The sequence below is a fragment of the Culturomica massiliensis genome (assembly GCF_900091655.1).
In the GTDB taxonomy this organism is placed as follows: domain Bacteria; phylum Bacteroidota; class Bacteroidia; order Bacteroidales; family Marinifilaceae; genus Culturomica; species Culturomica massiliensis.
Window position 1 is genome coordinate 2,339,518 of record NZ_LT594621.1, and the last position, 24,260, is coordinate 2,363,777.

General features: G+C 43.5%; 25 protein-coding genes. 7 read left to right on the top strand and 18 right to left on the bottom strand.

Features of this window, described 5'->3' with window-relative positions:
- Nucleotides 1–28: 28 nt before the first annotated feature.
- A complete protein-coding gene (locus tag BN8908_RS11300) occupies nucleotides 29–199 on the top strand; it encodes a 4Fe-4S binding protein (protein WP_021988186.1) in 171 nt (56 codons plus the stop codon).
- A gap of 37 nt (nucleotides 200–236) precedes the next feature.
- Here the strand turns inward: BN8908_RS11300 and BN8908_RS11305 are convergent, their stop codons facing one another.
- Nucleotides 237–764 (bottom strand): 5-formyltetrahydrofolate cyclo-ligase, encoded by a 528-nt coding sequence (locus tag BN8908_RS11305; RefSeq protein ID WP_068690655.1) that lies wholly within the window; start codon nucleotides 762–764, stop codon nucleotides 237–239.
- 12 nt (nucleotides 765–776) lie between these two features.
- Nucleotides 777–1,772, bottom strand: a complete 996-nt coding sequence (gene gldB / locus BN8908_RS11310) for a gliding motility lipoprotein GldB (protein WP_068690658.1) — start codon at nucleotides 1,770–1,772, stop codon at nucleotides 777–779.
- Nucleotides 1,773–1,881: 109 nt separating this feature from the next.
- On the opposite strand from gldB, the gene BN8908_RS11315 reads away from it, so the two are divergent.
- Together BN8908_RS11315 and BN8908_RS11320 are read left to right on the top strand one after the other, a co-directional pair.
- Nucleotides 1,882–3,450, top strand: coding sequence for an NAD+ synthase (locus tag BN8908_RS11315; RefSeq protein ID WP_021988183.1), 1,569 nt, complete (start codon nucleotides 1,882–1,884; stop codon nucleotides 3,448–3,450).
- Between the two features lie 11 nt (nucleotides 3,451–3,461).
- Entirely contained in the window at nucleotides 3,462–4,181 is a 720-nt protein-coding gene (locus BN8908_RS11320; protein ID WP_021988182.1) for a Crp/Fnr family transcriptional regulator, read from the top strand.
- Between the two features lie 135 nt (nucleotides 4,182–4,316).
- Here BN8908_RS11320 and BN8908_RS11325 read toward each other — a convergent pair whose 3' ends face one another.
- Together BN8908_RS11325 and BN8908_RS11330 are read right to left on the bottom strand one after the other, a co-directional pair.
- A complete protein-coding gene (locus BN8908_RS11325; protein ID WP_021988181.1) occupies nucleotides 4,317–4,889 on the bottom strand; it encodes a DUF6434 domain-containing protein in 573 nt (190 codons plus the stop codon).
- Nucleotides 4,886–5,332 (bottom strand): GNAT family N-acetyltransferase, encoded by a 447-nt coding sequence (locus BN8908_RS11330; RefSeq protein WP_068690659.1) that lies wholly within the window; start codon nucleotides 5,330–5,332, stop codon nucleotides 4,886–4,888. Before BN8908_RS11330 ends, BN8908_RS11325 begins: the two co-directional genes overlap by 4 nt.
- Nucleotides 5,333–5,449: 117 nt before the next feature.
- On the opposite strand from BN8908_RS11330, the gene BN8908_RS11335 reads away from it, so the two are divergent.
- Nucleotides 5,450–6,283 carry a MerR family transcriptional regulator gene (locus BN8908_RS11335; RefSeq protein WP_021988179.1) on the top strand — a complete coding sequence of 278 codons (834 nt, stop codon included), beginning with the start codon at nucleotides 5,450–5,452 and terminating at the stop codon, nucleotides 6,281–6,283.
- A 35-nt stretch (nucleotides 6,284–6,318) separates the two neighbouring features.
- Here the strand turns inward: BN8908_RS11335 and BN8908_RS11340 are convergent, their stop codons facing one another.
- The 3 genes from BN8908_RS11340 to BN8908_RS11350 are packed head-to-tail and all read right to left on the bottom strand — an operon-like array spanning nucleotide 6,319 to nucleotide 8,585.
- A complete protein-coding gene (locus BN8908_RS11340) occupies nucleotides 6,319–7,119 on the bottom strand; it encodes an MBL fold metallo-hydrolase (protein WP_021988178.1) in 801 nt (266 codons plus the stop codon).
- A gap of 49 nt (nucleotides 7,120–7,168) precedes the next feature.
- Complete coding sequence (locus tag BN8908_RS11345) at nucleotides 7,169–8,224, bottom strand: winged helix DNA-binding domain-containing protein (RefSeq protein ID WP_068690661.1); 1,056 nt, start codon at nucleotides 8,222–8,224, stop codon at nucleotides 7,169–7,171.
- Nucleotides 8,166–8,585: a winged helix-turn-helix transcriptional regulator gene (locus BN8908_RS11350; protein WP_021988176.1), complete on the bottom strand. Its 420-nt coding sequence runs from the start codon at nucleotides 8,583–8,585 to the stop codon at nucleotides 8,166–8,168. The genes BN8908_RS11345 and BN8908_RS11350 overlap by 59 nt, the downstream gene beginning before the upstream one ends.
- A gap of 144 nt (nucleotides 8,586–8,729) precedes the next feature.
- On the opposite strand from BN8908_RS11350, the gene BN8908_RS11355 reads away from it, so the two are divergent.
- Nucleotides 8,730–9,257: a DJ-1/PfpI family protein gene (locus BN8908_RS11355; RefSeq protein ID WP_068690663.1), complete on the top strand. Its 528-nt coding sequence runs from the start codon at nucleotides 8,730–8,732 to the stop codon at nucleotides 9,255–9,257.
- Between the two features lie 134 nt (nucleotides 9,258–9,391).
- On the opposite strand, the gene BN8908_RS18540 is transcribed toward BN8908_RS11355, so the two are convergent.
- From BN8908_RS18540 to BN8908_RS11405, 10 genes are all read right to left on the bottom strand, one after another.
- Nucleotides 9,392–10,024 (bottom strand): nitroreductase family protein, encoded by a 633-nt coding sequence (locus BN8908_RS18540; RefSeq protein ID WP_068690665.1) that lies wholly within the window; start codon nucleotides 10,022–10,024, stop codon nucleotides 9,392–9,394.
- A 12-nt stretch (nucleotides 10,025–10,036) separates the two neighbouring features.
- Nucleotides 10,037–11,125, bottom strand: coding sequence for an FMN-binding protein (locus BN8908_RS18545; protein WP_068690667.1), 1,089 nt, complete (start codon nucleotides 11,123–11,125; stop codon nucleotides 10,037–10,039).
- Nucleotides 11,126–11,224: 99 nt separating this feature from the next.
- Nucleotides 11,225–12,673 (bottom strand): sensor histidine kinase, encoded by a 1,449-nt coding sequence (locus BN8908_RS11370; protein ID WP_068690669.1) that lies wholly within the window; start codon nucleotides 12,671–12,673, stop codon nucleotides 11,225–11,227.
- 37 nt (nucleotides 12,674–12,710) lie between these two features.
- Entirely contained in the window at nucleotides 12,711–13,835 is a 1,125-nt protein-coding gene (locus BN8908_RS11375) for a histidine kinase (protein WP_068690671.1), read from the bottom strand.
- 95 nt (nucleotides 13,836–13,930) lie between these two features.
- Nucleotides 13,931–14,629 (bottom strand): hypothetical protein, encoded by a 699-nt coding sequence (locus BN8908_RS11380; RefSeq protein ID WP_068690672.1) that lies wholly within the window; start codon nucleotides 14,627–14,629, stop codon nucleotides 13,931–13,933.
- A gap of 25 nt (nucleotides 14,630–14,654) precedes the next feature.
- Nucleotides 14,655–15,233 carry a K(+)-transporting ATPase subunit C gene (locus BN8908_RS11385; protein ID WP_068690682.1) on the bottom strand — a complete coding sequence of 193 codons (579 nt, stop codon included), beginning with the start codon at nucleotides 15,231–15,233 and terminating at the stop codon, nucleotides 14,655–14,657.
- Between the two features lie 103 nt (nucleotides 15,234–15,336).
- Nucleotides 15,337–17,370 carry a potassium-transporting ATPase subunit KdpB gene (gene kdpB, locus BN8908_RS11390; RefSeq protein WP_068690684.1) on the bottom strand — a complete coding sequence of 678 codons (2,034 nt, stop codon included), beginning with the start codon at nucleotides 17,368–17,370 and terminating at the stop codon, nucleotides 15,337–15,339.
- A gap of 71 nt (nucleotides 17,371–17,441) precedes the next feature.
- The gene (kdpA, locus tag BN8908_RS11395; RefSeq protein WP_068690686.1) at nucleotides 17,442–19,148 is read right to left on the bottom strand and encodes a potassium-transporting ATPase subunit KdpA; all 1,707 of its coding nucleotides are present in this window, start codon (nucleotides 19,146–19,148) and stop codon (nucleotides 17,442–17,444) included.
- A gap of 11 nt (nucleotides 19,149–19,159) precedes the next feature.
- Nucleotides 19,160–19,240 (bottom strand): K(+)-transporting ATPase subunit F, encoded by an 81-nt coding sequence (gene kdpF / locus BN8908_RS19165; RefSeq protein WP_068690688.1) that lies wholly within the window; start codon nucleotides 19,238–19,240, stop codon nucleotides 19,160–19,162.
- A gap of 408 nt (nucleotides 19,241–19,648) precedes the next feature.
- On the bottom strand, nucleotides 19,649–20,989 hold the full coding sequence (locus tag BN8908_RS11405; protein ID WP_068690690.1) for a sigma-54-dependent transcriptional regulator: 1,341 nt from the start codon (nucleotides 20,987–20,989) through the stop codon (nucleotides 19,649–19,651).
- Between the two features lie 453 nt (nucleotides 20,990–21,442).
- On the opposite strand from BN8908_RS11405, the gene BN8908_RS11410 reads away from it, so the two are divergent.
- On the top strand, nucleotides 21,443–22,792 hold the full coding sequence (locus BN8908_RS11410; RefSeq protein WP_068690692.1) for an MATE family efflux transporter: 1,350 nt from the start codon (nucleotides 21,443–21,445) through the stop codon (nucleotides 22,790–22,792).
- Complete coding sequence (locus BN8908_RS11415; protein WP_021988164.1) at nucleotides 22,789–23,376, top strand: Crp/Fnr family transcriptional regulator; 588 nt, start codon at nucleotides 22,789–22,791, stop codon at nucleotides 23,374–23,376. The genes BN8908_RS11410 and BN8908_RS11415 overlap by 4 nt, the downstream gene beginning before the upstream one ends.
- On the opposite strand, the gene BN8908_RS11420 is transcribed toward BN8908_RS11415, so the two are convergent.
- Nucleotides 23,373–24,254, bottom strand: coding sequence for an ATP-binding protein (locus BN8908_RS11420; RefSeq protein ID WP_068690694.1), 882 nt, complete (start codon nucleotides 24,252–24,254; stop codon nucleotides 23,373–23,375). The genes BN8908_RS11415 and BN8908_RS11420 overlap by 4 nt on opposite strands.
- Nucleotides 24,255–24,260 lie beyond the last annotated feature (6 nt).

Below are 24,260 nucleotides of genomic sequence, written 5' to 3' on the forward strand. Positions count from 1 at the left end.
CATTATTAATCAATAAAACCTAAAAGAAATGGCTTACGTTATATCTGATGATTGTATCTCTTGTGGTACATGCGAAGGAGAATGCCCGGTAGGAGCAATCTCTATGGGTGCTGATCATTATCAAATTGATCCGGATGCATGTACCGATTGTGGAACTTGTGCCGGAGTTTGTCCGGTGGAAGCCATCAAACAAGCTTAAGAAAAAATAAAAAAAGCGACTTTTTCAAGTCGCTTTTTTAATGGATGACAATATCCATCCGGACATCATTCCCGTCTATCGGGACCTCATCTACAAACTGGAAATCAAAACACAATCCGGCTTTATAAGCACGGCAATATTTTAAAATCCGATCGTAATAGCCTTTGCCCCGCCCCAAACGATTTCCCCGGGCATCAAAAGCCACTCCCGGGACAATTACAAAATCTATCAGGCTCAAATCCGTAAACAAAGTCCCGACCGGCTCCGGGATAGCAAATGCTTCCCCGGGACACAAGGCTTCTTCACTATCAAAATAACGCAATTCCAATTCGTCTCCCCGGACGCAAGGCAATAAAAACGTTTTCTCTCTTGCCCATTCGATAATAAAATCATGGGTATACACTTCATCTTCCATCGACCAATACCCCAACACCACCTCAGCCTGCTGGAAACACTCGTTTTGCTCCAGTTTTTTCCACAAAGGATAAGACATTTCTCTTTTTTCTTCCGGAGTATACCGCCTCTTCAGTTCCCGGATGTATTTTCTCAATTCTTTCTTTTCCATCTTTCAGATCAATTAAAGTTTATAGCCGGATATCCGCAATATTTTATGGTAATCCTGTTCTTTCATCAATGCTTCCATAGAAATGTCCTGCTTCTTCATATAGGACCGGATTATCCGGTATCCGTTCCATACGACAGCCTTACCGGGAGATTCTGCCGGCATTCCCGATGTAAAAGGAGCATCAAACAAAAATTTACGCAACAGCATCTGTCCTGTTCCAAATAAATATTCATTCTCGACCAGAAAATCCCACATCTGCTTCTCATTATCCTTACACCATTGCAACTGTTCCGCCGTATAATCGAACAACCTTTCCGGAGCATAGTCCGGCAATAATTTCTCCAACAAATAAATAACCTTCCCCTGATACAACATCCCGCTTACCAAATCATTGTGCCGGGGAATAAAAGGGAGCTCGGTACACAACCAGCCGAATAAGGCATCCTTCACAATATTTTCTCTCCCCATACGTCTCTGCATATACGCCGGTATAGGAGTCGCCAACATCCGGTAAAAAACACAATTTTCTCCCAAATAATTATCCAGACTGATTCCTATAAAGCTACTGTCTACAATGACCGATTGATTAAAACCGGAAATATGAGTATACAACTGCGGAATCCGACTGTCGGGGAAATAATAGGCGTAATAAGCAAAAGCCCGGGAAAATTCCTGTTCCTGCTCATACATATCTTTATATTTTACCTGTACAGAATCATATACCTCGTTAATGACCGAATCTTTCAAAAACAATGAAAACAATCCGGGAAGTTCCGGGTCATCTGCATTTCCCAATTGCAATACACCGGCAACATACACCTCAAAAAAAGCACCGTATTTCTCCCGCATTTTCTTCACATCCGGCTGCTCCTTATCCAATGCAAATACATCCCGGTCAAAACGAAGGATTTTTCTGTCTTTTAACAGCTTACTGACATCCGGACGCTTATCCGAATGACATCCCATAAACAAAAGAAAAAAAATTAAAAGAATATATTTAAACTTCATCTTATTTTTTATTCATTTTTAAAGGTAGAAATTGTAATTTTACGACAAAGATAAAACTTAAAATCAAAGGTAAAGCCTTAAAGACAAAAGATATACCAAATATAAATTTATGCGTATAGCCATACCTCAACTCAACTATCATACTGGAGATATTCAAAAAAACCAGGAAATCATGCTGCAAGCTATCCGAAAAGCACGCAGTGAAAAAGCAGATCTGATTGTTTTTCCGGAACTTGCCGTATGCGGACCGATGGCCGGCGATTGGCTCGAACGGGAAGATTTTATTGATGCATGCAGGATGGCCGTAGACCGGCTGGCAGAAGCCTGCGGACCGATGGCCGCTATTATCGGAGCCCCGAATCTGGATATATCCAATGGGATCATGTATAATTCAGCCTATTTTATTCAAAACGGCGAAGTTTGTGACGGTGTTCATAAAACGATTTTAAGCGATTACGATATCTTCAATGAAAGCCGTTATTTTGTCGCAGGGGAAGACAACTCATCCATTCGTTTCCGCAACCAAAACATCCGCATCTTATTCGACGAATACGAAACGGAATTTATCGAAAAACAGGACAGTCTGGTTATCTTTGTCGGTACCGCCCCATTTACGACGGACAGCCTTAATTATCGCAAAACAATACTGGAGAGTATATCCCGGAAATACGGTAAACCCATTGTATCTTTAAATTATACGGGCGGGGCAACCTCTGTTTTATTCGACGGCAATTCGATGGTATACACTCCCAAAGGCACATCGGTCTGTCAAATGCGCTCTTTTACCGAAGATTTCCAAACCATCGACCTGACTAAACTGAATAGTTTACCTCCGATAAAAAACAAACCGGATACACCGATTGCACTGATCCACAATGCCCTGGTAAACGGCATACGGGATTACTTCTACAAACACGGTTTTACCCGGGCTGTGCTCGGTTTGTCGGGAGGTATCGACTCGGCCGTTGTCGCAGCATTGGCAGCGGAAGCTCTTGGAAAAGACAAGGTGATGGGACTACTGATGCCTTCCGTTTATTCTACGGATCATTCCGTAACCGATGCCATCGAACTGGCCGAGAACATAGGTATGCCCTATGAAACCCTGCCGATTAAGGAAATATACAACGGTTATCTGCAAAGTCTTAAACCCCTTTTTAAAGACCTGCCTTTCAATGTAGCGGAAGAGAATTTACAGGCGCGTATCCGGGGGACTTTGGTTATGGCTGCCTCCAATAAATTCGGCTCTATTCTGTTGAATACCTCGAATAAAAGTGAGGCCGCAGTAGGATACGGAACTCTATACGGAGATATGTGCGGTTCCCTGTCTGTTATCGGCGACCTATACAAAACCGAAGTATATAAACTGGCCGTTTACCTGAATCGTGAAAAAACGATTATCCCGGAAAATACGATCCGGAAAGCACCTTCGGCCGAGTTACGGCCGGATCAGAAAGACCAGGACAGCCTTCCGCCCTATGATATTTTAGACACGATACTGAAACTATACGTGGAAGAAAACCGGTCGGCAAGAGAAATCAAAGCCCAAGGATACAATCCGGAAACCGTGGATCACATCATTCAATTGGTTACCCGTAACGAATACAAAAGGGCTCAATGTCCGCCTATTCTCAAAATCAGTAAAAAAGCATTCGGATCCGGCCGGAGAATGCCTTTCTAAAAACAAGTGCCATGCAAATCATTACTGACAATAACCTTCACAATCAGCTATGCCGGGTATGCATTGAAAACCCTCACTCGCTGTTGTCAGAACTCGACGAAAAAGCAAAACGGCAAATCGTCGAAGCCACTGTATGCATCTCCTACAAAAAAGGAGATATCATTTATGAGGAGGGAAATATGCCGATGGGGTTATTATGCCTTCTTACCGGCAAAGTCAAGATATTCAAAGCAGGTATCGGAGGCCGGCAACAAATCGTCCGTATGGCAAAACCGGTAGGCTTTATCGGCTACCGGGCTTTCTTTGCCGAAGAAATACATATCGCTTCAGCAGAAGCGATCGAAGATTCTATCGTTTGCCGCATAAAAACAGAGTTGATTTTCAATTTGGTCCGTACCACTCCCGACTTAGCGATGGACATTATCCGGGCTTTTGCTACCGACCTCGGCTTTTCCAATCGCCGGACTGTGACTCTTACCCAAAAGCACATCCGGGGACGCCTTGCCGAAGCATTGCTGGTACTGAAAGACACCTATGGCTATGAAGAAGACAACGCAACCCTCAAAGTATGCCTTACCCGGGAAGATTTAGCCAATCTGTCCAATATGACAACGGCAAACGCAATCCGAACCCTTTCCAACTTTGCCACAGAAGGCGTTGTAGAACTTGTCGGCAAAAAAATAAAAATTATACAAAAAGAAAAACTGGAACAAATCAATGAGCAAGGATAAAGTAATCTTCAAATTTACAGCTTTTAATTTACGATTTTAGAGTAAATGAATCTGATACAAAGTAAATCACCAGACCATTTTAAATTTACAAGGAGAAGCCGGATTTCAAAATTACAAACTCCCTTTCAAAGCAAATCACTTTTCGGATAACACACTCAGGTCCGAACGTTCATAGCGGTGCGTTCCGGGTAATGATTTTTTATAATTCCAGCAACAAATCGCTTCCCGGAAAGATTTTCCGGGATTATCAAGGAAAAAATCACGGATATAAGTATTGTATTCAAACTGCCTGTCAATTTCTGCCGTTTTTTGTTGTCCGCACATTTCAAACCACACGTTCACCGCTTCTGCATAAGTACTCCCGGCATGAGACTTCAGCCACTTTTGAAAAGCAACCCGGAAAGTAAAGGAAGGACCGACAATCTGCCGAAAAAAATGCCTGTGCCTTTCGGAACAAACCAGATTTTCTTCAATCCGGCTTTCAAGGGTAATCTCCCGCTGCCGGTGTCTTGCTCTATGCTGCACCACAGGCTGCAATTTCTCCCCTGTATCCAGAAAACACCGAATCCGCTCTGTCAGTTCTTCCTTGTTTCCGCAACTTGACAATCCGGATGCACGGCAAAAAGCGACCAACTCTTTCCGCAAATAATAATACTGTTTAAAAGTCGTGCTGTCTAAATCTGCACATAATAAAGGTCTCCCGGTCATTTTTTCAATTTTAAATGCAATATCGGAAAAGGATTTCCCTGTCCGTCCAATTCCGAACGACGAAAACGACGAAATCCCAAATGCTCGTAAAAACCGACAGCCTGTGGATTCTGCTCATTGACATCCACATAACGGACGCCCAATGACAAAGCCTGATTTATCATTTTTTTCCCCACCCCTCTTGCCCGGCACTGAGGATGTACAAACAACATCTCTAATTTATTCCCCTCTATTCCCATAAAAGCAACAGCCTTATCCCATTCGTCACAAATACAATAGACATTTTCCAACTGTTTTATCCCCTCTTTTACCAAAGGCCGCAAGGCTACAATATCAGATTCCGATAAAAAAAAATGTGTAGCCCGGACCGACAATTCCCACAATTTCACCAATTCATCCACTTTTTCCGGTTTAACCGGAATAATATCCTTATCCAAAACCATAAATTTTATACCTAATTATTTGCCTTCAAAAATAATTAAAAATTTAACACCCGATTCCTTGACTCGTACCTTAGGGCATAGTATATCTTTGCATCCGAAACATTTGCGCAAAAGTTTATGAGTGAGTATAAAATTAAATTTAAAATCGGTGAATTTTCCAGGCTCAACCGTGTAACAGTCAAAACCCTCCGCTATTATGAAGAAATCGGATTGCTGGTTCCTTACGAAACCGACGAATGGACAGGTTACCGTTACTATTCGGTAGAACAGTTCCAACAGGTGAATACCATCATCTATTTGAAACAGCTCGGTTTTTCTCTCGAAGAAATCCGGGACCTGTTTGCGACCGGTCGACATACACCCTCATTAGCTGCGATCGAAGCTAAAATCAGGCAATGTGAAGGCGAGCAAAAACAACTTCAACGGCGTTACAATGAACTCAACAGCTTGGCAAAATCCCTGCAAAAAGAAAAAAAAATGGAAAAAGTATTTATCAAATCGCTTCCGGCCATTATCGTAGCCAGTCATCGTCGTATCATCAACGGATACCGGGAATTATTCGATCTTTGCCCGAAAATTATCGGTCCGGAAATGGAACGACTGGGATGCACCTGTCCGGAGCCGGGTTATTGCTATACCATCGAACACAATAAAGAATACAACGAAAGCAACATCGACATCGAATACTGTGAATCTGTTAATGAAAAAAGGGAAGACTCAGAATTAATCCGCTTTAAAGAAATACCAGCCGTCCCTATAGCCGTCTGCATAAAACATCGCGGAGGGTACGAAACCTTTCCCCAAACATTTGCACAACTCTTTGAGTTTGTTGAACAAAACGGCTACAAAATCATAGATAGTCCCCGTTTCAGTTATATCGACGGCATCTGGAATAAAGAATCCGAAGAGGAATGGCTCTCCGAAATCGAAATTCCCGTAAGCATAGATTAACCCCCGAAAAACACAGAGGATCGTTCCTCTGTGTTTTACAACCCGATGCGTTCCAGATCGTCGGGAACAAACACATGGCCTGAAAAGACAGAGCAAGCCTCTCCGGTATATTTTTCTTTACGGAATACCAGGTTTTTATCTTCCGTATGGTATAAAACCAGATTTCGCACCTGCAAAGCTTCAGCCAGCTTTCCCGCATCCAATGCCGTACTGTGATGTTTCTCGTAAGGCGAAAAAATTTCCCGGTCGGCATACAGACAAAAAGCCTCTGACAACAGCCAATCAGCTCCTTCCACATATTTTCGGCAAACTTCATTGTAAGGTTCATCCCCCAAGCAAACCAATCTCTTCCCATCAGGCAATACAGCCCGGAAACCGAACTGCTTCATCTTTGTCGATGCAATATCAAAAAACTGTAACTCCATCCCCAGGGCTTCCGCCTTTTCCCCGTTCGTAACCTCATGTAAACGAATCCGGTCGCCCAAATACCGTACAATCTTCCGAGGCAAAGTCAATTGGCAAAAAACGGTCAATGCCTTCACGACTTCATCGTGTCCGTAAATTACAAAATCACCCGTATACTTTTCTTGCGACATCAGGGTAGCGATCTTTCGGATTACCCAAATTACCCCCAATACATGGTCCGTATGTGCATGTGTCACAAACATCCGGTGTATCCCGGTAAAGGGAATACCCGCTTTTTCAAGCTGATTGAAAATTCCGTTTCCTCCGCCGGCATCCACCAAAAAATATTCGTCCTCGTTCCGGAGGGCGAAACAGGTATTGTAGCACTTCGTTACCATGGCATTCCCTGTGCCTAACATAATTAATTCCATATCCGATTGACTTTATTACACGATAAAAATAATCCGTTTTTTTCAAATTCTATTTTTCTTCCCTAAACTTCCGGTATCTGTTTTCGGCTGCTTTCAACGGTCCATTCTCCACTTTGTCCGCCGGTTCAAAAAAGGACACATCAATATTGATTTTTCCTTTTTTAGTCTCCCTGCTCCAATTACCGATAATCCGTCCTTTATAAAGCAGTACCGGATAAAAAATCCCCCATCTGTTGAACGCTTTCGGATAATGCTGAGGATCCAAAACAGCACTCCGATCTTTATAACTGATCAAATATTCGTCGTAAGAAGGCAAAAAATGTATGTGGTCCCCGATAGCTTCCCGGCAAGATTCATGAATAAAAAATTCCTGTAATTCAAACTGCATGGTAATCAATTGATTTCCAATCGCCCCTATTGCCGATTTTGCTTCTGCAACCGTCAATCCGGACCACCATACGAAATCTTTCAGCGTCGCCGGAGAATGACTCCTGAAATAATTCAATGCCAATTTAGCCAATGCCTCGTCCTTGCTCAATTCCCGTACCGGAGCAACACGCTCCTCGATAAGGGCATAAGTCGGTTTTCCATCCCGGTCGGCACCGCTACAAATAATGCCTTCCACCTCTGCCCGAAGCATATAGCGTCTTACCCGTTCATCCTCCGTCAAAATTCCGGCTCTATTGAATTCAATCGTCATTTCTTCTTTCGTCAGGCTTTTGTTCCCCGACAATATTTTTCCCAGCAAATCATTACACCGGGTATATACATCCTCCGGAATATCAATCCCACTTGCTTTTGTCCACAAATCTACACACTTCTTTATGCGTGCTCCCGACAATTTCAACATCCACCGGATGTCCTCTCCCGCCACCCAATGCCAGGTAGGACGCATTATATGGGTACGTACAATTTCCCCCTTCTCCAAAGCTTCATTGACCATCCGAAGCGTTCCCCCTTCTATCCGCATCCCCACGGCCCATTTCGACATATCATAATCCTGTGCCTGTACAGCCCCCATCCACGCGACCAAATCACGCGGACATTTAAAAGCCGGAGTCGCCAGTTGCTGGCTTCTGAAACGCATTTGAGCAATTTTCTCCATAATCCTGGTTTTCGTTATTAAATTTTCTCTCGGCCAAAATCTGCGGCATATTGGCCATTGCCCATCCGACCAAGCCATCCAGATAAGGCATAAGACTATCCCCCCTCGGCGTCAGCCGATACTCCACACGAGGAGGCACTTCCGGATACACTTTACGACTGACCAAACCATCTGCTTCCAGAGTCCGGAGAGTAACGGCAAGCATCCGCTGTGAAATATCACCGATACTTTTCTGTATGTCACAGAAACGCATCACCTCATTCGCATGCAGCGTTGACAACACCAGCATTCCCCACTTACTACTCAAGCGACTGATTATATCCCGAACCGGGCAATCCGTTGTATGATGGAAATTTTGCATATTTTAACTTTACTTTATCCGCCTGTGCACCAACATTAGTAACACCCGTGTAAGTATCTTATCTACAGGTTTGTTCTTGTTTATCCGCCACAGACCCATTAACTTTACGATACAAAAATAATAAACTTACTAAAAATAACTATCATGACAAAGAAAATTGCTGTACTAGCTGTAAATCCTGTAAACGGCTTCGGTTTGTTTCAGTATCTCGAAACTTTCTTCGAAAAAGGTATTTCCTACAAAGTATTTGCTGTAGCCGACTCGACCTCCATCTCTACGAACTCCGGCATAAAACTGGAAGTCCATGACACAATTGCCCATCTCAAAGGACATGCTGACGAATACGATGCCTTGGTATTTGCCTGCGGAGATGCCATTCCGGTTTTTCAGAACAATGCAGACAAACCGTTCAACATCGATATGCTGGCCGTTATCAAAGAATTTGCAGAGCATAAAAAACTGATGATCGGCCATTGTGCAGCCGCATTACTGTTTGAAATAGCAGGCATCACCGAAGGCCGGAAACTGGCTGTACATCCGCTGGCTAAACCGGCAATACAGAAAGGTATTCCTACCGATGAAGCTTTCACTATCGACGGAAATTTCTATACCGCCCAATGCGAGCACAGTATTTCCTCTTTCCTACCCGAATTGCTGAAAGCTTTACAATAAGATAACGGCAGTCAACGGACATTCCTGTTTTTGATTTACGATTAAAGAAAAATACGCCTGAGAATCAGGAAGATTTACGGGCTCAATCTAAAATCGTAAATCAAAAATCATAAACCTGAAATCCATAAAGACAGTCAGTCCTCTCCCCAATATTCATAATGAATATTCCCGGGTTTCCATTTGTCTTTGATGGCAGGTGTTTCTGCGGGATAGCCAATAGGAATGACATTTAACGGAACGATATACTGAGGCAGACGGAGTATTTGTTGTACACTTTCAACCCTGTCCGGTATAGGATAAAGTCCTGTCCATACGGCTCCCAAACCTAAACCATGGGCGGCCAATAACAGATTTTCCGTAGCAGCAGAAGCATCTTGTATCCAGTAATCGGCGGCTTCACCCTCCAGAGCTTTGGTTAAATCACCGCAAACGACAATCGCCAGTGGTGCTTCAGCCGTCATTTTTGCATAAGGAAGAGTAGCGGCTAATTTTTCCAATGTTTCTTTCTCTCTCACAACAATAAAAGCCCAGGGTTGTTTGTTGACTGCGGAAGGAGCGGCCATGGCTGCCCGAAGCAATCGTTCGACTTTTTCTTCCTCGACGGCTTGTTGTTGATAAGCCCGGACACTTGTCCTGGTAGCGATGACATCCAGAATGGACGGTGAATCGCTTGAGGAAGGTGACTCATTTGTATCAAAAGCTATTTTTATGCACAGTATAACAAGTACAATAGCCAGCAATAGGTTCAGAACTTTAGACGTATTCATAATCAGAAGACTTTATTTGGTTTGTTGCGACAGTTTCAATAAGGTCCCGGTCGGACAGACGAAACGACAATACGGTCTTTGGATCACACAGGATAACAACAGAAAAACACAGGCCGCAATAATAATCGGCCAGGCAGCCTGATCAAACAGGAAAGCCGTAAAAAGCTCGTAGTCCATCAGCTGGAAACCGACCCCCAACCACATGAAAAACAAAAGTAAAAACCACAAACTTTCCCTGAAATAGGTCAGGTATATATTGATTTTTGCACTTATCGGCAATTTGTAAGGGACAGCTTTTCCGATTAATTCCTGTAAAGATCCCATAGGGCACAACCAGGAACAATAGTGGCTTTTTTTCCCCAATAACGGAAAGACAAAAGCAGCAATTAAAAGTAACAACGGAATAAGGGCGGTTCCGATACGGATACCATTGGAAAAATAGTTGGTCAGTAAAGGCAGTGATATAAAACTTCCACTCCAGAATCCCAAAATGACAACATTCAGTATCAATTGAAACAATCTGATTTTAGGAGATTTTGTCATCCAGGGAACGATCAGCCCCAACAGGACGACCAAGAGAACACAAAAAAATTTAAAATCCAGACTCGGAAGTATACTTTGACTGGATGCCGAAGGGACACTTTTCAAGTATTGCATGGCCCTTTGCACCGATAGAATAATGGCATCCGATGAAAATGTCGCCCCGGAAACGGCATCGACTTTTTTCTCCAGTGCTTCATCCGGAGACAGGTTATCCCACTGCGTAAGAAGTCCGTTATCAACGACATCTGCCAAAAATCCAGGCGTTTCGGAATTTTCCAGTACTACAATTTTAATAATACGCCCTTCTTTCAGATAAATATCAAGTGGTATATTTCCCCCATACCCGAAAATATCCTTAGCAATTTGACCGGTTGTCAGAATCTGGATTCCGTCAGCTGCCTGGCGGAGGGTAGCAATCGTATCCGATTGCCCGACAGGAATACTTTTTTTCGTCAACGGAATACCGAAAACTTTGTGTTCTTTATTTATGGCGACAGCCAGAAGTAGTAAAAGGCAAGTAAGTAACGAAACGATTTGCCGGATTTTTAAATATTTCATAAGTTGCACATACAGACCTTGGTTAATCCAATGCGAAGTTATATTTTTAATTGACAAATATTTGCAAATTCACTATTTTTTGCAATCCGATAACACTTGTTATGATTTCAATCGCATAATAAAAGTACTTCCTTTACCCAATTCACTCTGCACAGTAAGGGAGCCATTATGCGCCTCCACGAAATCCCGGGAAATGGAAAGACCTAAACCGCTACCTTGTACCTTGGTACCCGGAACCCGGAAATAATGGTCGAAAATACTTTTATGATAGCGCGGATCGATGCCTTTGCCAAAATCCTGCACATACATTTCAATGTAACCGTCACCGACACTACGGGCTCCGATGATAACCCGGCTGTTCTCATGAGAATAACGAATTGCATTACTCAACAAATTCGTCAGTACCCAGGCGATTTTTTCACTATCGACAAACAGTTTGTTTATCTTATCTTCGGGATATTCTACTTCTATCTGAATATTGAATTTCTCCGCCTGTACCTGATTGGCTTTAATGGCATATTCTATCAATTCTATCGGTTTTGTAATCTTAGGTTTCAATTGCAACTTACCGGATTCTACCTGGGTCATATTCAGCAATTCTCCGGTAATATCAAGCAATCGGTCCGCATTTTCTTTGATACTGCCGGACAATTCTTCCTGTTCAGGATTCAAAGCTCCGACCCGTTTGTCTTCCAACAATCTTAAACTCATCAATATAGCCGAAATCGGAGTCTTCAATTCATGCGAAATTGTCGAAATAAAAGTCGTTTTAGCCGAATCGAGCTCCTTAAATTCGGTAATATTTTTCAATAAAATAACATATCCCTTCTTTTCCGGAGTCCGGTTGTCCGTCTTTGTTTGGGTAATCGTCATGTATTTAGCCTGAAAATAGCTTTCTTTATTATCAGCATAAATTTTCAACGGTTCTTTTTTTCCCTGAGGAATATCTCCGATTAATTCCCGGATCAACTTTCTCAATAAATCGTTCCGCAAAGCGATTTCCTGGGCCGAATGCCGGAGCACATCGTTCCGCTTCAAACCAAACACATTCAACGCCTCATCATTGACAAACAAAATCTCCATCTCATTATTCAAACCGATAATCGGTTCGTTAATGCTATTGATAATCGTCTCCATATACTTTTTGGCAGCCATCATTTCAGCTAATGTACTGGCATGATAATCGGCAAGACGCTGAGCCATCCTGTTAAAATTCCGGGACACTTCGGCAAATTCCGCATTATCCCGGATATCCAAACGCTTTTCATAATTGTGATTCGCAATCTCCAGAATTGCATCTGTCAGTTCCTTAATCGGTTTATTAATAGCAGAAGGCAAGCGTAATAGCATGGTAAACCCGATAGCGATACAAGCGACGCCGACCACTGAAATCCAAATCAATGCACGGTATAACCCCGGACCGGCAGCCGGACTGTCCGGATCGGTTGCCGTCAATATCTGCAAATTTACCACCGCCAGTACAACCAGCAATACAATCATGGCAACCAAAACACCAATACCGATCGTTAATTTAGCTTTTATATTCATAATCAATTTGTTTATAAACACTATCCGCAAGCTTTCGTTATGCAAGTATAATCAAATCAATACTCATTTCTTTTAAAGCTCTCAAAAATTTTCGGTATTTTGAAATCTTCAATAATGAGGAAGGCATCTGAAAAGCCGGTTGTCCCATACACACGGTTGTAATCTGGCGACTACGGCAGATTTCGATAATCGTATCTATCACATGAGGCGATACTATTTGTACCACCTCCCCGCCCAGTTCCGTTGCCAGTTTAAAATGATTCAGCAAATGCCGTTGAGAGGCTAAATCAATACGGTCGGAACGCTCTCCGGGTGTCTGCACATAAAGTGTAATGAAAGTCGTGTTGTAATGCGTTGCCAACCGGGCAGCTTTACGGATAATATGACGGGGCGTTTTTTCATTTGTACTGATACAAGCTAAAAATTTCTCGTGACGAACCCCAACATCTCCCGATACGACCTCATTTTCCACCTTTTTTTCCACCCGGAAAGCCACTTCTTTCAAAGCCAGCTCCCGCAATTGAAGAATATTTTCGGTTTTAAAAAAATTATTTAACGCCACCTGTATTTTTTCCGGCCGGTAAACTTTTCCGGCCTTTAACCGATTTATCAACTCTTCCGCTGTCAAATCGATATTCACCACCTCATCGGCATCCTGCAAAACCTTATCGGGAATACGTTCTTTCACTTCAATTCCCGCAATACTTCTCACCTCTTCATTGAGACTTTCAATATGCTGGATATTGACTGCTGAAATCACATTGATTCCTGCATCCAATAATTCCAGTACATCCTGCCAGCGCTTTTCATTACGGCTTCCTTCGACATTGGTATGGGCGAGCTCATCTACAATCACCAATTCGGGATGCAAAAGAAGAATACGATCCAGGTCCATCTCTTCCAGCTCCTTGCCTTTGTAAAATATTCCTTTACGGGGAATCAGGGGCAAACCGTCCAGTAATATTTCGGTGCCTGCCCGTCCGTGTGTCTCGATATAACCGATCTGTACATCAATGCCGTTTTCCAGTAATTCATGCGCCTCCTGCAGCATACGATACGTCTTTCCGACTCCGGCTATCATACCGATGTATATCTTAAACTTTCCCCGCCGGGAACGCCTTATCAGGTCCAGAAAGTGTTGTACGTTTTCTTCTCTGCTCATAGAACGGTTTATAAATTCAACATTCGTAAAGTTTACAAAGCAGTCCTTCAGGTAAAGCCACCCGAAGAATGTATTCAGCCCGAAAGCTCCGGTTTTTAAAATCCGAGACCGACACCTCCGATCAAATAAGCCTTATCATAAACCGGCGACGCAATCGCCTGAATAAATACAGGAAATGAAAAACGATCCGTCACCTGCAGATATTTACTTGCCTTAAATGAAATATCGGTTATATTGGCTCCATCGGCATCATACATTCCTTGCCAGGGAGTAAAGCCGACAAGCGGGGTCAGTTGAATATCTGCCGGGCCATGAAAGCTGTACGATACAGAAATATAAGTGGAAAAAGCACGGTCCCCTTCATCGTTATCGTCTCCCCCCGCAAACATGGTCGCCCATCCCAGTGTCAAGGGGAACGTCTCACTGACAGAACAGCTCAATGCAGCCTCAAAATGATGATCATGCTTATAATCACCATAGGGACTACTGATCCCGTTCCACCAATAATCGGTCACCGCAATTCCGAAACGTCCCAAGGTATAACTTAAAGTCAGATCGACCTCCTGTGCTCCGTCCGTTTTTGTCAAACTTTGACTTCCCCAGGCTGTTAAGGCAAGATCTCCATAAGATACGCCCAGAGCCGGTTGTAACGAAAAACCGGAATTCTGGTAAGCTCCGCGCCAGATATAATCACTGACAAAATCAATCTTTCCGGTTACACCGAAGGTTGATTGTGCTTTCATTTCTGTCTTTATGACAATACCCAACACACAAAACAATATTATCTTTTTCATATCGATCACAAAAATTACAATTCTCTCATTTGTTTTTCCGAGCCTCTTCCAAGGCAATATTCAACCTCAATACATTTACTTTTTCCGTTCCCAATATACCCAGCAACGGCTTCTCTACAAGCTCGTCGACAATCGCTTTTACAGAGATAACATCCATCCCGCGGGCTTTAGCCACACGTTCCATCTGTACATAAGCACTTTCGGGCGTAATATGAGGGTCCAGGCCGGAACCGCTTGCCGTAACCATCTCGGCAGGCACATCTTTACGACTCAGATAGGGATGATAAACAAGAAAACTGTCGATACGGACATTCACTTCTGCCAGATATGCTTCATTCGTCGGGCCCTTATTACTCCCGCAAGAGTTAGCAGCATCATAACCGGCACCGGCACAGGAAGGACGTCCCCAGAAATAGCAGTCTTGGGTAAACATCTGTCCGACATTCGCGGCTCCGACAACCTTACTGTTCAATATAGCCACATCGGCATTTCCCGAATTCGGTCCGGCTACTTTGGCAAACAACCACAATATCAAAATATAAAATACCGAAAAGAAAAGACAAAAAACAACCGTAAGCCGCAATGATTTTATAAAGTTATTCATACTAAATTTCTATTAAATACATATAATAAATGATAACACACAAACGTCTCAATATACGCTGTATTCAGCGAATTTTGAAAATAAAACCGAAGTGCAACCATCATTAAAAGAACAAACCGATCAACAAATCGATCAACTTAATCCCTATAAACGGAACAATTACACCACCCAAGCCATATATCAACAGATTACGGCGAAGTAAAGCCGAAGCCCCGACCGGTTTATACTGCACTCCCCGCAATGCCAGCGGAATCAAAATCGGGATAATGATTGCGTTGAAAATGATTGCCGATAAAATGGCACTTTCCGGACTATGCAATCCCATGATATTCAATGCAGCCAACTCAGGAATCGATAACATAAACAAAGCGGGCACGATGGCAAAATACTTCGCCACATCATTGGCAATGGAAAAAGTAGTCAACGTACCACGGGTCATCAGCAACTGTTTACCGATCTCGACAATCTCGATCAACTTCGTCGGATCATTATCCAGATCCACCATATTACCGGCTTCCTTTGCCGCCTGAGTCCCACTGTTCATTGCAACCCCCACATTTGCCTGTGCCAATGCAGGTGCATCGTTTGTGCCATCTCCCATCATGGCGACCAACTTCCCGGCAGCCTGTTCCTTTTTGATGTATTCCATCTTATCTTCCGGTTTGGCCTCCGCAATAAAATCATCGACCCCGGCTTTTTCTGCAATATATTTAGCTGTCAAGGGATTATCACCGGTTACCATAACGGTTTTGACCCCCATCTTCCGCAAGCGTTCAAAACGAGCCTGAATGCCCGGCTTTATAACATCTTGTAATTCAATCACGCCGGCCACTTTTTTATCGACACACACAACCAGTGGCGTACCTCCGTTCGCTGTGATATTCTGTATCAGATCTGCCACTTCCGCAGGGAATACATATCCGGCAGATTCGGTCAGTTTACGAATGGTATCGAAAGCCCCTTTACGAATCTCGGTTCCGTCCTTCAAATTAATACCGGAGCAACGCGTTTCAGCCGAAAATTTAATCATCCGGGCCCCTTCCGTATGTAAATCACGCATACGGATTCCGGATTCATGGGCCAATTCGAGAATCGATTTCCCTTCCGGAGTCTCATCAGACACGGAAGAAAGTACACAAACCCTGACAAACGCCTGATGCTCCGCTTCGTTTACAGGATAAAACCGGGTCGCCTTACGATTACCGATTGTAATCGTTCCTGTCTTATCCAACAACAATGTATCTATGTCGCCGGCCGTTTCCACTGCTTTACCGGATTTAGTAATCACATTGGCACGCAATGCACGGTCCATTCCGGCAATACCGATAGCAGAAAGCAAACCGCCGATTGTCGTCGGAATCAGACAAACAAATAAAGACAGAAAAGAAGCGATCGTAATTACCGTTCCAGTATAATCGGCAAAAGGTTTCAGCGTCACACACACAATCACAAACACCAGCGTAAAAGCTGCCAGCAAAATGGTCAAAGCGATTTCATTCGGAGTTTTCTGCCGGGACGCCCCTTCTACAAGAGCAATCATCTTATCCAGAAAACTCTCTCCCGGTTGAGTCGTAACCAATACTTCAATACGGTCGGACAAAACTTTCGTTCCCCCGGTCACTGAACTTTTATCTCCGCCGGCTTCCCGAATGACAGGTGCCGATTCTCCCGTTATTGCACTCTCATCTATAGAAGCCAGCCCTTCTATAATTTCGCCGTCGGCAGGTACGATATCCCCCGCTTCGCAGATGAAAATATCCCCCTTCTTCAATTCAGAGCTGGTAACCGTTACAATTCTACCGTTTACCTGCAATTTTGCCGGAGTCTCTTCACGGGTTTTACGCAAACTATCGGCCTGGGCTTTACCGCGGGCCTCTGCAATCGCCTCTGCAAAATCAGCGAACAACAAGGTAACAAACAGGATTATAAAAACCCAGGTATTATAGGCAAACGAACCTTGCGAATCGTTAACAGCAGAATACAGCATCACAAAAAACATGACGACCGTGCAAACCTCCACCGTAAACATAATCGGATTCTTAATCATCAATCGCGGATTCAATTTCACGAATGATTGTTTCAAACTTTCCCTCACCTGATCTTTTTGAAACAGGGAGGATGTATTATTATTTCTCATATTTTAAATTTATTATTCCAACAAATCAAACCCCTTAAACCATATCCGGAAACACTTGAAATCCCCCGGTATCACAAACTGAGATGCTCGGCTATTGTGCTCAACGCCTGTACCGGGAAGAACGACAATGCAGCTACAATAAATATGACCGCAAAAGTCATCACACTGAAAGTCACCGTATCCGTCTTGAGTGTACCGGCACTTTCAGGTATAAACTTTTTCTGGGCCAACAACCCGGCGATGGCAACTTGCCCGACGATAGGCAGAAAACGTCCCAATATCAGTACCAAACCACAGGAAAAATTCCAGAACCAGGTGTTGTCACCCAAGCCTTCAAAACCGGATCCATTATTGGCAGCCGAGGAAGTATATTCATACAGCATCTCCCCCAATCCACGATATCCGGGATTATTCAACCATCCGCCTTCACCCGTCACAAATCCGGGAGCATGGACAAAAAGCCAGGCGGCCAATCCGGTTCCGACCAATATGATAAAAGGATGGAGCAAAGCAACGATAGAGGCTATCTTCATCTCCCGCGCTTCTACTTTTTTCCCCAGAAATTCAGGCGTACGTCCCACCATCAATCCGCTGATAAATACGGCTATGATTATAAACGTAAAATAATTCATCCATCCGACACCGACACCTCCGAACCAGGTGTTAATCTGCATATTCAGCATTTGAATCATACCGGAAAGCGGCATCATAGAATCATGCATCCCGTTAACCGAACCATTAGACGTAACCGTAGTCGTTACACTCCACAAAGCCGTCGCCCCTGCTCCCAAACGCACCTCTTTCCCCTCCATCGCTCCGTTTCCCTGTGCGATACCCATCTCATCTATCCGCGGATTTCCGCCCATTTCCTGGCTAACATTAATACCGACACCGATTAAATAGGCCACCAACATCACCCCATAAATACAATATCCCAACTTTCTACGGCGTAAATAAAATCCGAATGCAAGAACCATGGCCATCGGAATAATCAATATCGCTATACATTCCACCATATTCGTCAGGTAAGTCGGATTTTCCAAAGGATGAGAAGAATTGACCCCGAAATAGCCACCGCCGTTGGTCCCCAACTGCTTGATCGGCACAATCGCCGCCGTCGGTCCCTGTGAAACCAGTTGAGTCGTTCCTTCCAGCGTAGTAACTTCCATCTTACCGTCAAATCCCATCGGCGTTCCCTGAAGTATCAAAATAAAACCGACGATTAACGAAAGCGGCAACAGAATACGGGTGCAACTCAGTACCAAATAATTCCAGAAATTCCCGATTGTTTGGGTGGTCTTTGCCGCCAGAGCTTTCATAATTCCGGCCATCGCAGCCATACCGCAGGCAGCGGTAATGAATTGAAACAACATAATTACAAACAACTGGGTAAAATAAGTCAATCCGCTTTCACCGCTATAATGCTGCAGGTTACAGTTCACCATAAAGCTGATACAGGTATTGAATGCCTGATGAGCCGTCTGTCCGGGATTACCATCCGGATTCAGCGGCAAGACACCTTGCAGGACTAACAACAGCATTCCCCAAAGAAACCAACATAAATTCACCGTCAGTAAAGCTTTCAGAAACTGTTTCCAGTTCATCTCTTTTTCCGGATGAATACCACTCAATTTAAAAATCCAGCACTCGATGGGTTTCATGAAATCCATCCACGTCTTTTCACCTTTAAAAACTTTAGCAATATATTTTCCCAACGGATAACTGATCGCTACCATCAGAACAATTTGCACGATTACCCCTAAAATTTCCGCATTCATACTACATCATTTTAAAATTCTTCGGGCTTTATCAGCACATACAACAGATACCCGAACATCACAATACTGAGAATAAATAAAACCGTATACATCCTACAATTCCTCCTTTTTATTAAATCTTTTCAAACCAATCTATGCATTTGAAGAAAAACCAAAAGCAAGCAATCCCGCTCAGTACACACACTAAAAATCCAATCGAAATGAAGTCCATAATCATTTTATTAAATAAATATTATCATTAACCGATTGACGAATATGCCAAGCTCGTGCCACAACGACGACAGCATTCAAAACATTTTGATAGATAAAGAGATACAGAGAGAAGGGTAAAAATAAAAACAAAAAGACCTTTCCAAAATGAAAAGGTCCCTTACCAAAATGATACAGTTTTTAATTTATAAACCACGATTCGTGATTGTAGATTGACGATTGCAGATTCGAAAAATCCGATAACGAATCAGGCTGTCAAACAATTTACACACTGAAATACAGCGACAGCATCATGAAAGTCCGTATTCTTCAATTTTACGATATAAGGTCGTCAAACCGATTTTCAATAAACGGGACGCCTCTGTTTTATTACCGCGTGTATATTGAAGCACCCGGGCAATATGACGTTTCTCGACCGCTGCCAATTCAAATTCCGGATAATTCAGACTACCGGCATCGGCTACATGGATATTTTGCAACTCAAAAGGTAAGTCCTCCACTGTGAGCTGACCGTCACAAACGATCATACTACGTTCGATCACATTACGCAATTCCCGGATATTCCCTTTCCATTCGTTAGTTTGCAAAACATTCAAATAACCGGGAGTGATACTCCCGATCTCTTTATTCAGTTTTCGGGAGAAAAGACGCACAAAAGAACGGGCCAATAATTCGATATCTTCCCGACGCTCACGCAACGGAGGCAAATGAATTTGAAAAACGGACAAACGATAATACAGATCCTCTCTGAAATGTCCCTCTACAACCTCTTTTTTCAAATCGCGGTTGGTAGCAGAAATAATCCGCAGATCTACCTTAGTCGGTTTCGTATCCCCGATTTTAATATACTCTCCTGTTTCAAGCACCCGCAACAGTTTGGCTTGCAAATCGTAAGCCATTTCTCCGATTTCATCGAGAAAAATTGTTCCGTTATCTGCCACTTCAAAAAGTCCTTTTTTATCTTTTACAGCCCCGGTAAAGGCTCCCGCTTTATGCCCGAATAATTCACTTTCCAGTAAATCTTTGCTAAATGCAGAGCAATTGACGGCCATAAACGCACGTTCACGGCGACGACTGTTATAATGAATCGCCTGTGCAAATACTTCTTTCCCCGTCCCGGTTTCGCCTGTCAGTAATACAGTGACATCCGTTGCAGCAACTTTCTGTGCCAGTTTCACCGCTTCCTGCAAACAAGCCGATTTTCCCAGAATCATATCGAACGTCCCTATAACAGACACATCCTTACTTACATTTTCTCCTATATTTTTTTTGGCCTGTTCCATAGCCCGGCTGATCAGCGGGATGATCTTATTATTATCGTCACCTTTCGTAATATAATCAAAAGCCCCGTTTTTAATAGCCTGTACCCCATCCGGAATATTTCCGTGAGCCGTTAGTAAAATCACCTCAATTTCCGGATAAAGTCGTTTTATTGTGCTCACCAACTCCACCCCGTTCCCATCCGGCAAAAATACATCACACAGGGCCACCTGCGGCCGGTGCAGCTTCAACTGTTTCAACGTCGACTGACAATCGGCAGCCTGCCACACCTCATACCCCTCCAGCTCCATAATACGCGAAAGCAGCTTGCGTATTTGCGGCTCATCATCTATAATCAATATGCTGTCCATAAAGCAAAATTTAGTATGCAAAATTATAGATTCCCCAAGACCCCTGAAATCTTAATCCTATAAAATTAATACAAGTATGAACCGACTACCGTCAATACCATTCTAAAAACACGGCCGGCAACGGTCTCCGTTCAATAAAACCGTCAATATCAATGACAGGCGAAATATACGATTTCCGAATTTTATCCATAACTGATTCCGAGAGAGAAATCCGGACGGTAAATTTAATAAATTCCGCCATTCTTTATCACCTCATCCCCTGTAACGTCATCCGTTTGAAAAACTTACATTTAAAAATTTCATCTGTTCTGCCTGGAAATCAATTCTTTCCGCCGCAAATAAGATTTTCCTTTCTCTAAGGCTTACTTTTTAGTTTATTTTTTACCCTAACGATAACTTTTTCCGAAAAAAGGATACCTACTTTTGCAGCCTGAAATTAAGCATAAAGAGGAGATGATGCAGGACAATATTGACTTCGGGACAATGAATATCCCCAGATTATTTCGTAAAATGTTCATTCCGACCCTGTTGGGGATGGTTCTTGCAGCAACAATCACCATTGCCGACGGTATCTTTGTAGGCCGGGGGATAGGAAGTGATGCCCTCGCTGCCGTAAACATCGTCGCTCCTTTTTTCATGCTATCCACCGGCATAGGCCTGATGTTCGGTGTCGGAGCTTCAATCGTCGCCTCCATCCGCCTGTCACAGCACAAAATAAAAGTTGCCTGCATCAATATTACCCAGGCACTTTCCGTTTCTCTCTGCCTCACACTACTGTTATCCGCTGTCGTTATGGCATTCAGAACCGATGTCGCCTATCTGTTGGGAAGTTCGGAGGCCCTGTTGCCTTTGGTATTGGAATACATGAACTGGATCGTCCCCTTTCTGGCATTCAACATGCTGTTAAGTATAGGATTATTTGTTATCCGACTGGACGGCTCACCGACGTTCGCCATGCTATGCAGCGCTATTCCGGCCTTAATTAACCTTGTACTAGACTATGTTTTCGTATATCCGCTGGATTACGGCCTGGCAGGAGCTGCTTTGGCATCCGTAATCTCAGTTGTTATCGGTAGCATCATGATTCTGGTTTATTTACTGAAATATGCAAATGTATTACACCTCTACCGGCCGAAATTCACCCGTAAAAGCATACGCCTGACTGTAAGAAATATCGGCTATATGGTAAAATTAGGCTTTTCCGCATTCCTTAGTGAAGCTGCCATTGCCTGTATGTTATTGGTAGGGAATTACGTTTTCATTCACTATTTAGGCGAAAACGGTGTTGCTGCATACAGTGTCGCCTGCTACTGCTTTCCCATTGTTTTTATGATAAACAATGCTATAGCCCAGTCCACACAGCCCATCATCAGTTACAATTACGGAATAAAGCAATGGAAACGGGTAAAACAGGCATTCCGCCTCTCCGTAACCTATGCCGTGATATGCGGTTCGATTGCCACATTACTTACGATTGCCTTATGCACTGCTGTCGTAGCCTTATTTTTAGGAGATACCGGGCCGGCATATACAATTGCCGTACACGGGATTCCATGGTTCTCTCTCGGATTTATTTTCTTTGCACTTAATATCGTCTGCATCGGATATTATCAAAGCATCGAATCATTCCGGCCGGCAACGATTTTTACCGTATTGCGGGGCATTGTTATTTTATCCCTGAACTTTACTTGTCTTCCGCTTATTTTAGGGATTAAAGGCATCTGGTTAGCTGTCCCATTCACAGAATTATTTACCTTTGTAATCATTGTCCTCTATTATTTAAAACAAGGTAAAAAACAATGAAAGACAATACCTTCGAGAAAATAGCCGAACATTTTGCCGTCTCCGGGCAGGAAATCCGGCTGTTACTGAAAGACGCGGAAAAAATATCCTTTACCCCGAAAGATATTGTCGTCCATGAACGGGAAATAAACAGTAACCTGTATTTTATCACCCAAGGCGTATGGCGGGCATATACATTTAAAGACGGAGTCGAAGTGACGTTATGGTTTGTCTCCGAAGGAGAAATGGCTCTCTCTGTATGGGGATATACTTCGAATCTTCCTTCACACCTGACCCTGGAAGTCGTAACGGACAGCGAAGCCTATTGCCTGTCCAGATCCAAACTGGAACAACTGTTTCAGTCTTCTATTTCCCTGGCCAATTTAGGCCGGAAAATACTCGAAAATTTCATGCTTGAAATCGAGGTGGCCTGGCTGGACTCATACAATCGTACGGCCTTAGAACGCTATGTCACCCTCCTGGAAAAACAACCCGAAATCATCCGGGCTGTTCCTTTGAAATACATCGCGTCCTATCTGGGAATCACCGCTCAATCGCTCAGTCGTATCAGAAATCGTTTGGCGGGATTATCGAGGCATATTTAAGAAAGCCAGGTTTCTTCTACAATCTCCCCTTGTACACCAACAACCACTTTTTTAAGGGGTACTTTACGGCTTGCCTGTTCTGCTGCCATCCGGGCAATGCGTACCAGTCCTCCACAACAGGGAACCTCCATAATAACAACAGTCAATGTATTGATCCCGGCCGAATCGATCATACCGACGAGTTTGGCCACGTAAGATTCTTTATTACAGTCTAATTTGGGACAAGCAATTGCAAGCGTACGGTTCCGAAGGAAACGACGATGAAAATCCCCGTAGGCATAAGCCGTACAATCGGCTGCCAATACAACATCCGCACCTTGGAAATGACCGGCTTGGGGATTCAGCAGATGTAATTGCACCGGCCATTGACTAAGCTGTGACGGTAATTGAACTTCCCCATGAGTCGTCCCGGAAATTTTAGCCGGAGCGACAAAAGAACGGGACATACTACCGGGACATCCGCAAGGCAAAGGTTTTCCCATGCCGGATGAGGTTTCTCTATCCTCCGGGCCAGAAAGTAAAAAATTCATCATTATCCCGGACTCTTTCAAATAGTCAAGGGCCTGACGGACATAAGCCGTCTCTCCGTGTTTTTGTAAGTGTTCCAAATGGGCTTTAACGGTTTCTTCTCCCTGGGGCACAATCCGGGCCATTACAGCCCGCTCGTCATAAGGCATCGCTTCCCGTTCTTCTATCGTTATTGCTCCGGCAGGACATTCTCCGATACAAGCCCCCAAGCCGTCACAATAAAGTTCACTCACAATCCGGGCTTTTCCATCTATCAATTGTAAAGCTCCTTCATGACATCCGGCAACACAAGCACCACATCCATTACACAACGACTCGTCTATGCTGATAATTTTTCTCTTTCCTTTCATCAATTT

Bases quoted from the DNA above. Each gene is read 5' to 3' on its own strand.
- BN8908_RS18540 (WP_068690665.1), bottom strand. From the start codon at position 10,024: ATGAATACGTCTAAAGTTCTGAACCTATTGCTGGCTATTGTACTTGTT.
- kdpF (WP_068690688.1), bottom strand. From the start codon at position 19,240: ATGTATACGGTTTTATTTATTCTCAGTATTGTGATGTTCGGGTATCTG.
- BN8908_RS11410 (WP_068690692.1), top strand. From the start codon at position 21,443: ATGATGCAGGACAATATTGACTTCGGGACAATGAATATCCCCAGATTA.
- BN8908_RS11385 (WP_068690682.1), bottom strand. From the start codon at position 15,233: ATGAATAACTTTATAAAATCATTGCGGCTTACGGTTGTTTTTTGTCTT.
- BN8908_RS11345 (WP_068690661.1), bottom strand. From the start codon at position 8,224: ATGGAGAAAATTGCTCAAATGCGTTTCAGAAGCCAGCAACTGGCGACT.
- BN8908_RS11370 (WP_068690669.1), bottom strand. From the start codon at position 12,673: ATGAATATAAAAGCTAAATTAACGATCGGTATTGGTGTTTTGGTTGCC.
- BN8908_RS11375 (WP_068690671.1), bottom strand. From the start codon at position 13,835: ATGAGCAGAGAAGAAAACGTACAACACTTTCTGGACCTGATAAGGCGT.
- BN8908_RS11335 (WP_021988179.1), top strand. From the start codon at position 5,450: ATGAGTGAGTATAAAATTAAATTTAAAATCGGTGAATTTTCCAGGCTC.
- kdpB (WP_068690684.1), bottom strand. From the start codon at position 17,370: ATGAGAAATAATAATACATCCTCCCTGTTTCAAAAAGATCAGGTGAGG.
- BN8908_RS11420 (WP_068690694.1), bottom strand. From the start codon at position 24,254: ATGAAAGGAAAGAGAAAAATTATCAGCATAGACGAGTCGTTGTGTAAT.
- BN8908_RS11330 (WP_068690659.1), bottom strand. From the start codon at position 5,332: ATGGTTTTGGATAAGGATATTATTCCGGTTAAACCGGAAAAAGTGGAT.
- BN8908_RS11405 (WP_068690690.1), bottom strand. From the start codon at position 20,989: ATGGACAGCATATTGATTATAGATGATGAGCCGCAAATACGCAAGCTG.
- BN8908_RS11340 (WP_021988178.1), bottom strand. From the start codon at position 7,119: ATGGAATTAATTATGTTAGGCACAGGGAATGCCATGGTAACGAAGTGC.
- gldB (WP_068690658.1), bottom strand. From the start codon at position 1,772: ATGAAGTTTAAATATATTCTTTTAATTTTTTTTCTTTTGTTTATGGGA.
- BN8908_RS11300 (WP_021988186.1), top strand. From the start codon at position 29: ATGGCTTACGTTATATCTGATGATTGTATCTCTTGTGGTACATGCGAA.
- BN8908_RS11320 (WP_021988182.1), top strand. From the start codon at position 3,462: ATGCAAATCATTACTGACAATAACCTTCACAATCAGCTATGCCGGGTA.
- BN8908_RS11315 (WP_021988183.1), top strand. From the start codon at position 1,882: ATGCGTATAGCCATACCTCAACTCAACTATCATACTGGAGATATTCAA.
- BN8908_RS11350 (WP_021988176.1), bottom strand. From the start codon at position 8,585: ATGCAAAATTTCCATCATACAACGGATTGCCCGGTTCGGGATATAATC.
- BN8908_RS11355 (WP_068690663.1), top strand. From the start codon at position 8,730: ATGACAAAGAAAATTGCTGTACTAGCTGTAAATCCTGTAAACGGCTTC.
- BN8908_RS18545 (WP_068690667.1), bottom strand. From the start codon at position 11,125: ATGAAATATTTAAAAATCCGGCAAATCGTTTCGTTACTTACTTGCCTT.
- BN8908_RS11325 (WP_021988181.1), bottom strand. From the start codon at position 4,889: ATGACCGGGAGACCTTTATTATGTGCAGATTTAGACAGCACGACTTTT.
- BN8908_RS11415 (WP_021988164.1), top strand. From the start codon at position 22,789: ATGAAAGACAATACCTTCGAGAAAATAGCCGAACATTTTGCCGTCTCC.
- BN8908_RS11380 (WP_068690672.1), bottom strand. From the start codon at position 14,629: ATGAAAAAGATAATATTGTTTTGTGTGTTGGGTATTGTCATAAAGACA.
- BN8908_RS11305 (WP_068690655.1), bottom strand. From the start codon at position 764: ATGGAAAAGAAAGAATTGAGAAAATACATCCGGGAACTGAAGAGGCGG.
- kdpA (WP_068690686.1), bottom strand. From the start codon at position 19,148: ATGAATGCGGAAATTTTAGGGGTAATCGTGCAAATTGTTCTGATGGTA.